Origin of the sequence: Trichococcus sp., assembly GCF_049684335.1 — a bacterium.
In the GTDB taxonomy this organism is placed as follows: Bacteria; Bacillota; Bacilli; order Lactobacillales; family Aerococcaceae; genus Trichococcus.
In genome coordinates this window covers 1-14,748 of the sequence record NZ_JBAVFV010000038.1, presented here as the reverse complement: position 1 = coordinate 14,748, position 14,748 = coordinate 1, and the positions used below count along the sequence as shown (strand labels likewise).

At 46.1% G+C, this 14,748-nt stretch carries 9 protein-coding genes; 7 read left to right on the top strand and 2 right to left on the bottom strand.

Translation table 11 applies throughout. The annotated features are described in order from the left end of the window. The first annotated feature begins 187 nt into the window (after nucleotides 1-187). The 3 genes from WBM30_RS07150 (at nucleotide 188) to WBM30_RS07140 (ending at nucleotide 4,907) form a co-directional block, all read left to right on the top strand. Nucleotides 188-1,333, top strand: coding sequence for an SGNH/GDSL hydrolase family protein (locus tag WBM30_RS07150; protein WP_424900047.1), 1,146 nt, complete (start codon nucleotides 188-190; stop codon nucleotides 1,331-1,333). A gap of 439 nt (nucleotides 1,334-1,772) precedes the next feature. Continuing rightward, nucleotides 1,773-3,752, top strand: coding sequence for a type I pullulanase (gene pulA, locus WBM30_RS07145; protein WP_424900046.1), 1,980 nt, complete (start codon nucleotides 1,773-1,775; stop codon nucleotides 3,750-3,752). A gap of 342 nt (nucleotides 3,753-4,094) precedes the next feature. Beyond that, a complete protein-coding gene (locus WBM30_RS07140) occupies nucleotides 4,095-4,907 on the top strand; it encodes a Cof-type HAD-IIB family hydrolase (protein ID WP_424900045.1) in 813 nt (270 codons plus the stop codon). Nucleotides 4,908-5,018: 111 nt separating this feature from the next. Here WBM30_RS07140 and WBM30_RS07135 read toward each other — a convergent pair whose 3' ends face one another. Next, the gene (locus WBM30_RS07135) at nucleotides 5,019-6,116 is read right to left on the bottom strand and encodes an FUSC family protein (protein ID WP_424900044.1); all 1,098 of its coding nucleotides are present in this window, start codon (nucleotides 6,114-6,116) and stop codon (nucleotides 5,019-5,021) included. 290 nt (nucleotides 6,117-6,406) lie between these two features. On the opposite strand from WBM30_RS07135, the gene perR reads away from it, so the two are divergent. After that, nucleotides 6,407-6,895 (top strand): peroxide-responsive transcriptional repressor PerR, encoded by a 489-nt coding sequence (perR, locus tag WBM30_RS07130; protein WP_086985969.1) that lies wholly within the window; start codon nucleotides 6,407-6,409, stop codon nucleotides 6,893-6,895. A 112-nt stretch (nucleotides 6,896-7,007) separates the two neighbouring features. Here perR and proC read toward each other — a convergent pair whose 3' ends face one another. Further along, nucleotides 7,008-7,826, bottom strand: a complete 819-nt coding sequence (proC, locus tag WBM30_RS07125; RefSeq protein WP_424900043.1) for a pyrroline-5-carboxylate reductase — start codon at nucleotides 7,824-7,826, stop codon at nucleotides 7,008-7,010. Nucleotides 7,827-8,052: 226 nt separating this feature from the next. Between proC and WBM30_RS07120 the strand changes: the two genes are divergently transcribed. The 3 genes from WBM30_RS07120 to WBM30_RS07110 all read left to right on the top strand — a co-directional run bounded on the left by WBM30_RS07120 (nucleotide 8,053) and on the right by WBM30_RS07110 (nucleotide 13,515). Then, nucleotides 8,053-9,756: an alpha-glucosidase gene (locus WBM30_RS07120; RefSeq protein ID WP_424900042.1), complete on the top strand. Its 1,704-nt coding sequence runs from the start codon at nucleotides 8,053-8,055 to the stop codon at nucleotides 9,754-9,756. A gap of 11 nt (nucleotides 9,757-9,767) precedes the next feature. Beyond that, complete coding sequence (locus WBM30_RS07115; protein WP_424900041.1) at nucleotides 9,768-11,078, top strand: alpha-amylase family glycosyl hydrolase; 1,311 nt, start codon at nucleotides 9,768-9,770, stop codon at nucleotides 11,076-11,078. Between the two features lie 163 nt (nucleotides 11,079-11,241). Beyond that, a complete protein-coding gene (locus WBM30_RS07110) occupies nucleotides 11,242-13,515 on the top strand; it encodes a glycoside hydrolase family 65 protein (protein WP_424900040.1) in 2,274 nt (757 codons plus the stop codon). The last annotated feature ends 1,233 nt before the right edge of the window (nucleotides 13,516-14,748 follow it).

Below are 14,748 nucleotides of genomic sequence, written 5' to 3'. Positions count from 1 at the left end.
CAGCAAAACTCGTGATGAATCCAAATTATAAAAAACCAGTCGAGCTTATAGATCGGCTGGTTTTTTATCGAAAATATATTTACGTCAAAAAAATTCCGTGCAATAATGCAATCGTTATATTATGATTGTTATAGTCTGGAATAAAGAGTCAATATTATAATTATTTAAAAAATTTGGAGGCGTCAGAATGAAGAAAAAGGAAATAATAATCGTTTCCCTCATGGGCATCCTTACGATAGCTATTGTTCTATTTGGATATAAATATGCAGCCGGGAAAAAAGAAGCTTTGTTGAGTGAAGGACAAAAGCGAACAGAGTCTGTGTTTCAAGTGACATCGTCGCAAGAATCAGTGGTTGTAGAGAGCGACACATCAGAGGCTTATGCGCAGTTCTTGGCCGCTTTTTCCGAGAACAGAACCACTGCATCGGTCGTCGATTATCTTCAATATGTTCATCATCATAAAAATGCAGTCAATGTTGCTTTTTTTGGGGATGTCGCATCGGATGCAGCTTGGGCGAAGTTAGCAATTGCGGATATCCAAGCCGATTTTCCGCTTGGAAATCTAACGACATCATTCTTTAGTCACCCATCTGACAGCAGTTCGGTCTTTCTGAGCAGCCAATATGCTCAAGAATTGGTAGAAAGTAATCCTGATGTGATTTTTTACATGGTACCCACAAAAACAGATCAAGTGGTTGATATCAGTTTAAATGAGTCAACACTGTACATCTACACTGTCTACGATGAAATCAGAGCTGCTCTGCCTGATGCATTGATTGTGTTGATGACCCCGCCACCTGCAGAAGCGAAAATATCAGCTTGGAATTCACGGACTTTGGACTATCAGCAGTATACCAATAATCTGGTCGAGGAAAACGCTACTTTCACGGTTCCTTTATACGATATTCATTCGGATTTCCTTGCTGAGGTGGCGAATCGCAGCGAATCGCTGGCCAACTTCATGGATGCGGCCGGGGTGGAATTGAATGAAGCCGGACAGCAACTGTTTAGCGAAATGTTTAGGAATAGCCTACGGACAAAAATGGTCGATACGACAACTGGGTTGTATGTAGAGGGTGAGAAACCAGCAAGAACCCCGCTTGCTACAACTTTAGCCGTTCCGGAAGAGACTGTAATCGACAGCGAAGAGGCCGACAGCGAAGAATCGGTGGAAGAAGAGTCAGTTTATGAAGCTCCAACATATGTGGCCCCGACATATGTGGCTCCACCGTATGTAGCTCCAGTTATCGAAGAACCCGTTCCGAGCGTGGATACCTCATCATCGACTTCAGAAACGCCAGTGCAAAGTATAACCGAGGATTCAGCTTCATAAAAGCTTTTATGGCAATGATGTATGATTGATAGGTTTTCATCAAATTCTCACATATCGAAACATAAATACATAGTCTGCATTAGCCGTATTGTCCGGTAAATGCGGGCTTTTTGTCTGCTTTTTTTCATTTTCCACTTCATAAAAATATGAGAAAGTCAAACCTTTATAATCGGGGATTCACAATCTGAACCCTGCATCACTACACAAAAACGCAATTGTTTTAACTTATTAAGAATACCTTTGAAAGATTGATATTGTTGAGGTTGTGATGTATAATTATGGCGTAAACAAAAGATGTAAGCGTTTTTATAAAAGGGGTTCTGTGTAGGTCCGAAGCTATGTATTTCACAAATATGCAGGAAAATTTGGAGACCGCCGCACGATAGCCATCCGCATAAACGCAATTTCATCAGCAAAGAGATTTTTTGGAGGTAATGTCATGTACATACAAGTTGATGAACGGAAACGGACTGACGTTCTATCGACTACTTATTATCAAGATAACTTGGATAATTTAGATGATCGACTAGAGCAATTTGTGCAGTCGCCTGTTTTTGATAAAAAGTATTCATTTGATGGAGAATTGGGAGCAAGCTATACACCGCAGCGGACTATTCTTCGGCTATGGGCTCCTACTGCGCTCAGCGTAGAAGTTGTTGTTTATGAAAGTCTGTATCGCAAAGAGAAAAAAAGACACACGATGGGGAAGGGCGGAAGAGGAACTCACGAACTTATTATGATTGGGGACTATGCGGGCACTGCTTATAGATATGTGATTACTTTTCCTGATGGCAAAGTCGTCGAGACGGTTGACCCTTATAGTTACGCGACCACAGCAAACGGAGAACGCTCGGTCATTTTGGATGCAGCCAACACAAATCCGAAAAGATGGGGAGCCCGATTGGAGCCGATCGCTTCACCAGTCGACGCCATTATTTATGAATTACATATTCGTGACTTCACGATTTCCCCAACAAGCGGGGTTACAAACAAAGGCAAATTCTTGGGAGTTGTCGAGGAAGGGACTTACTCCGTGGATGGAGACAAGACAGGGCTGGATTACCTGAAGGAGCTGGGTGTGACCCATGTCCAGTTTTTGCCGATGGCAGATTTTTCCACAGTCAACGAGCTGAAACCGTTGGAACAATACAACTGGGGCTATGATCCGCAGAACTTCAATGTTCCGGAAGGTTCCTACGCGACTAATCCTTATCAACCGGAAGTGCGCATCCTTGAGATGAAGGAAATGATCCAAGGGTTGCATGATGCTGGGATTCGCGTCATCATGGATGTCGTTTACAATCATGTTTATTTACCGAAACTGCATGCTTTGGAGAATACTGTACCTGGTTATTATTTCCGGAAAAATGCTGATGGAACGCTCTCCAACGGGACAGGTGTCGGTAATGACACTGCTTCGGAGCGTTATATGATGCGCAAATACATTATCGACAGCATCACGTATTGGGCGAAGAACTTTCACATGGACGGATTCCGCTTTGATTTGATGGGAATCCACGATATCGAAACGATGAACGAAATCCGTGTCGCATTGGATGAAATCGATCCTTCCATTATTATGCTTGGTGAGGGGTGGAATCTGAACACCAATCTGCCTCCATCCGAAAAGGCTGTCCAACAGAATGCGGACCGCATGCCCGGCGTGGCTCATTTCAATGATGCGTTGCGTGAAGCAATCAAAGGTTCCGACTTCAACAGCGGGAACGATACCGGTTTTGTCACCGGTAAACCGTTCATGGAAGGTTGGGTAGCAACCAATCTGCAGGGTGGCGCGTATTACCCCGCTAGCCGAGGCAACTACAAGACTCCTGCTCAGATGGTGCAATATGTGGAGGCGCACGACAATCTGACGCTTTATGACAAACTGAAGATTTCGATGCCGTGGGATGAGGAAGATTCACGTGTGCGGCGTCACCTTTTGGCAAGCAGCTTCGTGTTGTTGAGCCAAGGTATTCCGTTCATCCATGCCGGGCAAGAGTTCATGCGCACAAAGAACGGTCTGGAGAACAGCTACAATGCTCCGGATTCGATTAACCGGATGGATTGGCACCGCCGTTTTGAGATGAAACAGGCTGTGGATTACATGAAAGGCTTGATTGCATTGCGCAAACGGGAGCCGTTATTCCGGTTGCGGACCATCGATGAAGTCAAGGGGCATATGAATATCCTCAAAGCAGATTATCAGATCGTTGTCTACCAGCTCGAAGATGCGGAAAAATTATACTATGTCATCTTCAATGGTCAGACAAACGCAATCGATTTTGATGTCGAAGCTGGGGACTACAGAGTGTTGATCGAGGATGGAAAAACGAACTTGGATGAACCGAGGATGGTTGAAGGGCTATCCCGCATCAAGGTGGAATATCTTTCCGTTACGGTGCTTGTGAAGAATAAATGATGGTAGTCCGGGCGGTCGTCTCACTTGAGGCGACCGTTTTTTGGTATGAAAGAACGATCCGGAGCTGTCCTCCGGCCAAAAGAGGTTTGGCCGGAGGGCAGCGGTCGAATCCGCGCCTAACTCCGGCCGCCGGGTGCTGGCAGGAGAAGAACAAACGAATCCGCGGTGAGTTCCTGCCAAGGACTGGGCCGCCGGAGTTAGCGGACCCAGGCGATAGCTTTATTGCCGTTCTTTGCGGCATTTCTCATTCGGACTGATGCAAGATTGTCACATCCTGAAGTATTTTTTGGTACAATGTACAAAGTAGGATGTTGCACGATAAAGATGAGGTGGGATATACAAATGATAAAAATGATAGCAATCGATATTGACGGCACGTTGGTCAATGAACAGAAAGTAATGACGCAAAAAGTGAAAGAGACGATCCAAGAGGCAATGCGCCGCGGCATTAAAATCGTTCTCTGCACCGGTCGACCGCCTGCGGGAATTAAGCCTTACGCGGATGAACTGGGATTCGGAGAGCATGAGGACTTCATCATCGCGCAGAATGGCGCCTATATTCTTCGGGCGGACACGGACGAAACGGTCTACAAAAAGACACTGACGCGTGCTGAAGTGCAGGAAATTTACGAATTCGGAAAAGGTTTTTCTGCCGGTACGATGTTGGTCTGTGAAGATAAGCTCTACAGCTTGGAAGATGAAGTGATGGAAGAAATGCAAAAAGATGCCACCCTAGTCAACATGGACATCAGTGTATTGGATCCTAAATCGGTAAGCGAAGAGATGGGCTTGATGAAGATTCTTTACATCGGCGAACCGAACGAAGTGGATGTCATCGAATCAGCCATTCCCGACAAGATGCGTGATGACTTTTATATCGTCCGCAGCCAGGATTTCCTTGTGGAAGTGATGGAGAAGAACTCGAACAAAGGAACCGCGTTGACGAAATTGGCGGATCATCTGGGGATAGCGATGGAAGAAGTGATGGCGCTGGGCGACGGCGAGAACGATTACGAAATGATCCAAGTTGCCGGTCTGGGTGTTGTGATGTCCAACGGAACCGATAATCTGAAGAGTATTGCCAATGAAATCACCTTATCCAACGAAGAAGATGGCGTGGCCCACGCTATTGAGAAATGGGCTTTCCAAAGCTAGCCTCAAAAAATATTTTCGGAATATATAAAAAGAGGCACGCAAGCGACCAGAGTAGTTTCTGGTCGACTGCGTGCCTCTTTTTGCTGTCCCTAAACAAATTGAACCGGCAGGTCAGTGGATGATATCTTCGATATTTTTTATGTTCTTGGATTTATTGCCCGGCGTTGCTTTGTAGCTGCGGACCAATTTGTTGAAGTGGACCAGATCGTCTTCGTATGCCAAGATGGCACTCATCAGATGGATGATGCCGTAGCTTTCGGAACTGCTGTATTTGCCGAAGTCACTTTCTTCCTGGGCGCGCTGGAAAAAGACGTCCATCATTTCGTGACGTTGGGCTTTATCGGCTTCAAAGAAATTGACTTGATTAGCCCGAACGCGTCCGCTGAATTTCAGCATGATCTGTTCATGGCCGCTCATCAAGGTTTCCAAGCGTTCGCGGATCATAATGCGCATTTCGACAGGAAACTGATAGAAAACATTTTCGTAATCATGCAGAACTTCGAGGACATGGAAAGCGGAACGGGTCGCATGGATCATTTTGCGGTAGACGACCAGCATCTTTTTGTTCTGATATTTGTTTTGTTTGTTGAATAGACCACTTTCGGTCAAGTATTGATAAAGATTGTCCATTTTTTTGAGTTGGGTGCGTGCCCATTTCAGATCGTTGTTCATGATTGAATATTCGGTGTTCTTGCGCAATCCGGCACGGATCCAAATCAGAAACTCGGTAGTGGCATAGTCCACAGTATGGTACAAGCGTTCATCGTATCGCGGAGGAGCAATGAATGTATTGACCAAAAAGGCAATGATTACGCCAACGAATGTTTCCAATACGCGATAGGTTGCACTTAACAACAAGTTGTCATCTGTACCGACCATGATGACAATCAATGTAACAATCGACAGCCCAATCACGTCTTCGAGCTTGAGTGCATTCAGGATGGCGATTACCAGCATGACCGAAATGCCGAGCAGATAGATGTTATATCCCAAAGTCATCACGACAAAGACCGCGACCAAACCGCCGATCGTGTTGGCCATCATCCGGTTTTTCAGATTTGCATAAGAACGGCCAAGTGAAGGCTGAGTGGAATAGATGGCTGCGATGCCGGCGATGACGCCTCCGCCTTCGAATCCAAAGAATTGGGCGACGATCATTGATAATGCGACGGCTAGACCCGTTTTAAAGGTGCGGGCGCCAAGTTTCATAAGTTTCAGCTCCATGTCAATAATTTGTGTATGTTGTTAAACAGATTGATTCAAGTTAAGAATATACCAATCCGGAGCCGGTGTAAAGATTGGATGAAAGTATCCTAATTCAAGTGCTGCCTTGCATCCGCTATCATCTGCGGCGAGATAATAAAAAGTAAGTATTATTTTGCGAATGTTAAGGGCTTATGTATTGCTATTTTCGGCAAATCGATATATGATGAATTCAGCTAAATGTAAATTATAATGACTATCATATACAAGTGATTCCAGAAGAGGGGGGATACACCATGAACCGCACAGTCGTAAATGATTCAATCGAAAAAATGAAAAATGCAAATATCCGAATCACACCACAACGTTACGCGATTTTGGAATATTTGGTCGAGTCCAAGATGCATCCGACAGCGGATGATATCTACAAAGCATTGGCCGACCGCTTTCCGAACATGAGCGCAGCTACTGTTTACAACAATTTGAGACTTTTTGTAAAAATTGGTTTCGTGAAGGAACTGGCTTATGGAGATGCTTCGAGCCGTTTTGACTTCAGCAATACGCAGCATTATCACGCCATCTGCGAAAGTTGCGGAAAAATCGTCGATCTTTATTATCCGGTATTGGATGATGTGGAGATGGTCGCCGAGAATTTGACCGGTTTCCAAGTCAGCCATCACCGCATGGAAGTCTACGGCATCTGTCCTGAGTGTCAGGAAAAAGGAGTTCAAAAAGAAGACATCGATGACGGAGCCGAAGCTGCCGGCCATCACCACCATCATTAACAATTTTATAGCTAAGAGCTCTTACTCCGCGATTGTGGGGTAGAGCTTTTTTATAACCAAAACGAACCTCCTGAGCGCATGCAACAGCTCAGGAGGTTCGTTTTGGTTAGATTCAGTTCTCTTTCGGTTTGCTCATAGCGATGGATTTGTCGATGGCTGTCTGGACTGCCGAAATGACAGCTGATCGGAATCCATTTTTTTCCAATTCTGCAACGGCTTCGATTGTCGTTCCGCCCGGGGAGCAGACCATATCCTTAAGTTCGCCTGGGTGTTTGCCGGTTTCCAACACCATTTTTGCAGAACCAAGTACTGCCTGTGCTGCAAATTTGTAGGCTTGTTGGCGAGGCATGCCACCGCGGACGGCACCATCGGCCAAAGATTCAATGAACATGAAGACCAAGGCCGGAGATGAACCGCTGACGCCTGTAACTGCATCCATCATGTATTCCGCAACCATTTCGCTGCGGCCGAAGCTATCGAAAATATTTTTGACGTCCGTCAGCTCTGCGACGTTCACTACTTCGTTGGCGCAGATGCCAGTCATACCTTCACCGACCAAGGCAGGCGTGTTCGGCATGGCACGGACAACTTTCACTTTGCGGCCGAAGCGCTCTTCGATGTCACTTAAGCTTTTTCCGGCTGCAATCGTAACGATTACGACATTTTCTTTGATGGAAGTTTTGATTTCGTCGATGACGATATTGTAGATATTCGGTTTGACGGCCAAGAAGAGGATATCCGATTCGGCTGCCACTTGGCTGTTGTCGGCTGCGATACGGATGCCATGTTGTTCCTTCAACGCTTGCAGGCTTTCGTTATTTTGGCTGGATACGATGACTTGGTTTGGTGCAACAAGCGCAGAACTGACGAGCCCACCGATGATGGCTCCGCCCATGTTCCCGCTGCCAATGAATCCGATTGTTTTTTTCATAAGTGAGGACTCCTTTTGGATGATGAGTAAGTTAGTTTGATTGCTGTAACTTCATCATTATACCAAGGAAATGGGGGAATCGTACAGAAAATGATGAAGCGCTCCAATGCATGGGTATCTAACCGTGAATCATCACACCCTAAATTTGTATTTATTCTGGGCTTTCGGTAAGCTTAGGGTAGATATTATTATCGCTATTTTTTATTGGAAAAGTGAGGTTTTTGATATGGGTAATGTGCGTGAGTGGTGGCATGAATTGATTGTGTATCAAGTGTATCCGATGAGTTTTCAGGATTCCAACGGGGATGGTGTCGGCGACATCCGCGGCGTCATTAACCGGTTGGATTATATAAAAAACTTGGGCGTCAATATGATTTGGCTGAATCCGATATTCCAATCGCCGAAAGTCGATAATGGGTATGATATTTCCGATTTTTTGGAAATCGATCCGATTTTTGGGACGATGGCTGAAGTTGAAGAGTTGATCCTGGAGGCGCATAAACGCGGCATCAAAGTCATCTTTGATTTTGTGATGAACCATACTTCGGAACAGCATCCGTGGTTCCAAGAAGCCTTAAAAGGAAAAGGCAATCCGTACCGCGACTATTACATCTGGGCGGACGGCAAAAATGGCGGGCAGGATTTGCCTAATAACTGGGAATCGTTTTTCACCGGAACGGTCTGGGAAAAGGAACCCTCCGGTGATCAATATTATTTCCATCTGTTTGCGAAGGAAATGCCTGATCTGAATTGGGATAATCCGGAAGTGCGGCGCGCGATGGTCGACATCGCCTTTTTCTGGCTCGACAAGGGCGTGGACGGTTTCCGTTTGGATGCTTTCATCCATCTGCAAAAGGAAGTAGGTTTTCCGGACGTGGAAGGGCTGGATGAAGGAGAAATCGGACTGGCTGAAAACTATTATGCCAATCTGCCAAAAATCAATGAATACATGAAATTCTTCACCTCGACTTTGAGGGAACGCTATCCGGATACTTTCATCGTAGGTGAAGCGGCCTCCGCTACCGTCGAGCTGGCGCGTTCCTATACGGATCCCATTGCTGGCGGCTGTGACACAGTCATCACTTTCCGTTATTTCACGATGGATGAAAAGTCCAAAGACCCGCGTCTTTCCTCAAATATGCAGAAGACGAAGCTGCTTTACGGCGCCTTCAAGAAAAATCTGCAGGAGTGGCAGAAAGTCATGGCGGATGTCGGCGGTCCGACCCTTTATTGGAACAACCACGATATGGCCCGGGTTGTTTCTAGGGTCGGGGATGATACTCTTTACCGTGATAACAGTGCTAAAATGCTCGCGGCTCTGATGTATCTTCAGAAGGGCATTCCATTCATCCTGAACGGGGAGGAGCTTGGAATGAAGAACCTTTATCTGAATGACATCAAAAAGTTCCGCTCACCGGAAGCGCAAACGTTCTATAAGGATGCTCTCGCGTTGGGGTACAGTGAAGAGGCTGTTCTCTACAATCTGCGGGAAAGTTCCAAAGATGCCAGCCGCGGTGCGATGCAATGGGATCAGTCGGCTTTTGCTGGTTTTTCGACGGTTGCTCCGTGGAGCGGCGTCAACGTCGAACTGGAATACAACGTAGCGGCGGAAGAAGCTGACTTCGACAGTATCCTGCATTTTTACCGAAAAGTATTGGATCTGAAGAAAACAGATCTGTTCGTAGAAGGGGAATACCATCTCTGGGGAACGCATGATGACTTCTTTGTCTATGAGCGCGTGATGGACAAAAAAGTCGGTTTGGTCATCTGTAATGTCACGGACCAACCGCGCGAATTTGTGCTTCACCCGTTGGAACAGCACGGTTATCGCCAGATTCTGTTGCAGAATGAAGGGAATAGAATGGAAGGGGAAACCTTGTACCTAGCGCCTTTCGGGGCCGCTGTTTTCCAGATTGATTACAATAGTTAAGGGGAATCATTATGGCAAAGGATACACTATTGAACTTACGGAATGAAATCATCTATTGTATATATGTGCGGAACCATACACCTGAAGGGACTTTTGCAGCACTCCTGCCGGATCTGCAACGAATAAAGGGGCTAGGAGCGGACACCATCTGGTTCATGCCGATCCATCCTATCGGCGAAACGAAGCGCAAAGGAGTAGAAGGCAGTCCCTACGCCATCAAAGACTACCGCGCTGTCAATCCTGCGTACGGGGCGATGGACGAGTTCAAAGCACTTGTTTCCGCGATCCATGATTTAGGCATGAAAGTGATGATTGATGTTGTGTATAACCACACGTCGCCGGATTCACGACTTGTCGAACAGCATCCAGAGTGGTTTTATCGTCGACCGAACGGCGAAATGGGCAATAAAGTCGGCGAGTGGTACGATATCGTCGACTTGGACTACACTCATCCGGACTTGTGGGATTATCAAATTGAAACCTTGAAGCAGTGGGCGTCGCTTGTGGACGGTTTCCGATGCGACGTAGCGAGTCTCGTGCCTTTGGAATTTTGGATCCGGGCCAGAAAAGAAGTCGCGGAAGTCAAAGAAGGCGTCGTCTGGTTGGCCGAGTCGGTCCACCCGAGTTTTCTGAGGATGAATCGGAACCGCGGCAATATTGGCCATTCCGACAGCGAATTATATGAAGCCTTCGACATCACCTACGACTATGATGTGCACGACTTCCAGCAGGCGTACTTCTGGGGAGAAATCAGCCTAAAAAACTATCTCGAAATCCTTCTGTTTCAGGATGGCATTTATCCCGTGAATTACGTCAAACTGCGTTTCTTGGAGAACCATGATCACCCACGCATCCACGCGAAAATCGAAGACATCGGCAGTTTGCGGAATTGGACGGCTTTTACCTATTTCCAGAAAGGGACCTTGCTGCTTTATGGCGGACAGGAGACCGGGACAGCACATCTGCCGGATCTGTTCGAAAAGGATCCGATTGCGTGGATCTATGAGGAGGACCTGACGCCCTTGCTGCAGCGGCTGCAACGTTTCAAAAAGGAAGAGGCCGTTCGAGAGGGGAGTTATGATCTGACAGCTGCCAATGGATCGGAGACGGTAATAGGATATTACCGGTTAGGGAATGAAAGGCTGACGGGTATTTTCTGTCTGGACGGGAAAGCGGCCAAAGTTGCTGTCGATTTTCCGGATGGAATTTACCGGAATCTGTTGGATGACCAAGAGTACAAAGTCCGGGAAGGCATGCTGGAGACACGAGGCTTGCCGATATTGTTCAAGAGCTATGGCGAGGCGCTGCTGACCAAAGTCTGAGCTCAGGAAAAAGGTTTGGCTCAAATGTAAAATATAGTAACATTAACCGTGATTGTGCTTGCAATGAAGTGGTCAGAATTGGGATAATAGAGTCATCAAAACAACCATTCTTATGCGGGCTTCGAAAAGGAGCGGCATCTGATCTCGGAAAGAGGGCGTGTTCATGAAAAGACTGTTTGATATTGATCCATGGAAAATAAAGACGGCTGTATTGGATAAAGAAGATAAGCGGCTGCAGGAAAGCCTGACCGCGATCGGCAACGGGTATATGGGGATGCGCGGGAATTTTGAGGAGGGCTACTCAGGCGACACCCATGAAGGTACCTACTTGGCAGGTGTCTGGTATCCCGACAAAACGCGTGTGGGCTGGTGGAAGAACGGCTACCCGGAATATTTTGGGAAAGTCATCAATGCCATGAACTTCATTGCGGTTGGTGTCCTCATCGATGGCGAACCGCTTGATTTGGCGAAGCAACCTGTCACGGATTTTTACATGGAATTGGACATGCGCCTGGGTGTTTTGAACCGTAGCTTCATTTGGAAAAATGAAGGTGGTGCTGCGGAAATCAAATTCACTTTCCAACGTTTTGTCAGCATTTCCCAAAAGGAACTTAGCCTTGTGCGGGTAACGGCAGAAGTGCTGAAAGGGTCCGCTGACCTGGAATTCCATCCGCGCCTGGACGGAAACGTCAGGAATGAGGATGCGAATTATGAAGAAATGTTCTGGGAAGAAGCGGGGCGTACGATGGATGCACCAGTCAGCCTGAGCGTCAAAACGATTCCGAATCCGTTCGGGATCGATCAGTTTACGGTCACAGCAGCGATGAGCAACCGTATTTCAGGATTAGGACAAACTGGCAGCAACGAAAGCGGCCTTTTAGTAGAAGAAACTTTTTCAGGACTCGTTTCCGAGGGTGAAAAGGTTGTTTTGGACAAGTATGTCGCTGTCATCACCAGCCGGGATATTCTGGATGCTGAGCAAGCGTTCATCGCCAAAAAGATGGTCACTGAGGCTGCTGGGGAAGGGTACGCTACGCTTCTGGACGCTCATGAACGTGCTTGGGAAGCGAGATGGGCGAAAGCGGACGTGAAAATAACGGGCGACGACGAAGCACAGCAAGGGCTCCGCTTCAATCTTTTCCAACTTTTTTCTACCTACTACGGTGAGGACGAACGATTGAACATCGGTCCGAAAGGCTTCACGGGCGAGAAATACGGCGGTGCCACCTATTGGGATACGGAGGCATATATGGTGCCGATGTACCTATCCGTGGCCGATCCGAAAGTGACCCGCCAATTGTTGCGCTACCGTCATCAGCAGTTGCCGGGTGCTTTTCACAACGCACGCCAGCAGGGGCTCAAAGGCGCTTTGTATCCGATGGTGACTTTCAACGGAATCGAATGCCACAACGAATGGGAGATCACTTTCGAAGAAATTCACCGTAACGGGGCAATCGCGCATGCCATCTCTAACTATACGAACTACACAGGGGATGAAAGCTATCTCGTCGAAACGGGAATCGATGTCCTCGTCGGCATTTCCCGTTTCTGGGCGGATCGCGTCCATTTTTCCAAACGCAACCAAAAATACATGATCCATGGCGTGACGGGTCCGAACGAGTACGAGAACAACGTCAATAACAATTACCACACCAATAATATGGCGACGTGGACACTGCAGTACACGCTGGACGCGCTCAATAAAGTGTCCCCCGAGAAGTGGGCAGAGCATGGTCTGACGGAAACGGAAACGGACCACTGGAAAGATATCATTGCCCGGATGTATTATCCGTATGATGAGGAACTTGGCGTTTTCGTCCAGCATGACACGTTCCTTGATAAAGACCTTCGTCCTGCCGATACGTTGGATCCAAGCGAAAGACCTTTGAATCAGCACTGGTCATGGGATAAGATACTCCGCTCCCCGTTCATCAAACAGTCTGACGTCCTACAGAGCATCTACTTCCTGAATGACCAGTACAGTATGGAAGAAAAGAGACGCAATTTTGATTTCTATGAACCGATGACTGTGCACGAATCTTCTTTGTCGCCCTCCGTTCATGCTGTCCTGGCTGCGGAACTCGGCAAAGAAGAAAAAGCGGTCGAATTGTATGCGCGCACCGCCAGGTTGGATCTGGACAACTATAATAATGACACGGATGACGGGCTCCACATCACTTCGATGAGCGGTGCCTGGTTGGCTATCGTCCAAGGCTTTGCCGGAATGCGCGTTAAAGAAGGTTTCCTGCATTTCAAACCATTCGTTCCGAAAAATTGGCAAGGTTATGACTTCAAGATCAATTTCCGTAGCAGCTTGCTTGAGGTGCAAGTGCTCAAGGAAGAAGTGACCCTCACGGTGAAAGAAGGGCCAGAGCTAGCTGTTTACTTAAATGATGAATGGGTGCACGTGAAGGAACCTGTCGTCGTCAAGATATAGCTGTGATCGAATTGGGGGCTGCTGGAAAGCGGCCCTATTCGTTCGCAAACTGCAATGACTACCTGAAAAAAATCAAATAATTTGTAAAAATAGTTAATTCCCACTTGATAAGAAAGCGTTTGCATGATATGATTACAGTGTAAAGAAGGAAGGATATATAATCCGAAAGGGTTATATACAATGAATTCTTTACATAGAACCAATTGAAGTTCTTGCAGTTTATGGTTTTAATTTCATTCATGATCGAGTAGAGATTTCCAGTATAGACCCGAAAAATCTAGAAAAGATTCAACATGACAAATTGAATGAAAAAAGTAACGTAGCAGCAGAAAAGATTTAGATTAGCGTGAAAAACTAAGAAGAATTGATTTAACCTGTGAAGTTAAAACCGTAATAGGATGGATAAAGGTTCAGAATCGAGAAACATTTTAGGCGAGTAAACTTAAAGTGTTATCTCAAAGAAGATTCGTGTTTAAATGTGAGTGGCGAGATGCCCCGTTTAAATGTTTGATGAATCTTCAGTAATACAACTTCATATTGTGGCCATGTTCCTCATTCAGTGGAAAAGAAGTCCGGAAGTTTGTAAGACTCACATGAACGAAGATCATGTCAACGAACATTACCTTTAAATACCAGCGGTTCCAGTGTTGGTAGATAAATTACAGGAACTAGTGCTACAAGCATGAAGTGAGGCAACCTCGCATTTTGAGGTTGCCTCTTTGATTTTCTTTCGTTGTTTTAGCATAGGCGTCTCTATATTTGAAAAATAATTCGGGTTTCCCATAAAATAATGGAGCCATAATAATGCTGATGCACTGCTGTTGACAAGGCTTACATTTTTGTGGTAAAGTTTAGTTCCTCGGTAATCCGATGCGTTTTATTCTGAAATCTGTTTGACACAGGTTTGAAATGATGATAGTATTATGAAGTTGTCTTTTGTAAGGCAACGGCAAGATAAGATTCATTGTTGACAGCAAGATAAAACGATGTTATCATATGAAAGTTGCTGATTCATCCGACAGACAGTTTGAAAATTAATTTTAAAAACTGTTGACAAGATGCAGTGACCGTGATAATATAAATAAGCAATCACGTAACACGTGATACACGATTGACCTTTGAAAACTGAATAAAGAATGAACGAACCAAATGTGCAAGGAGCTTAGACTTCGGTCGAAGCAAACGAAGACGATACGTAGTATCGCAAACATAAAGTCAGCAAAAAATTAAGAG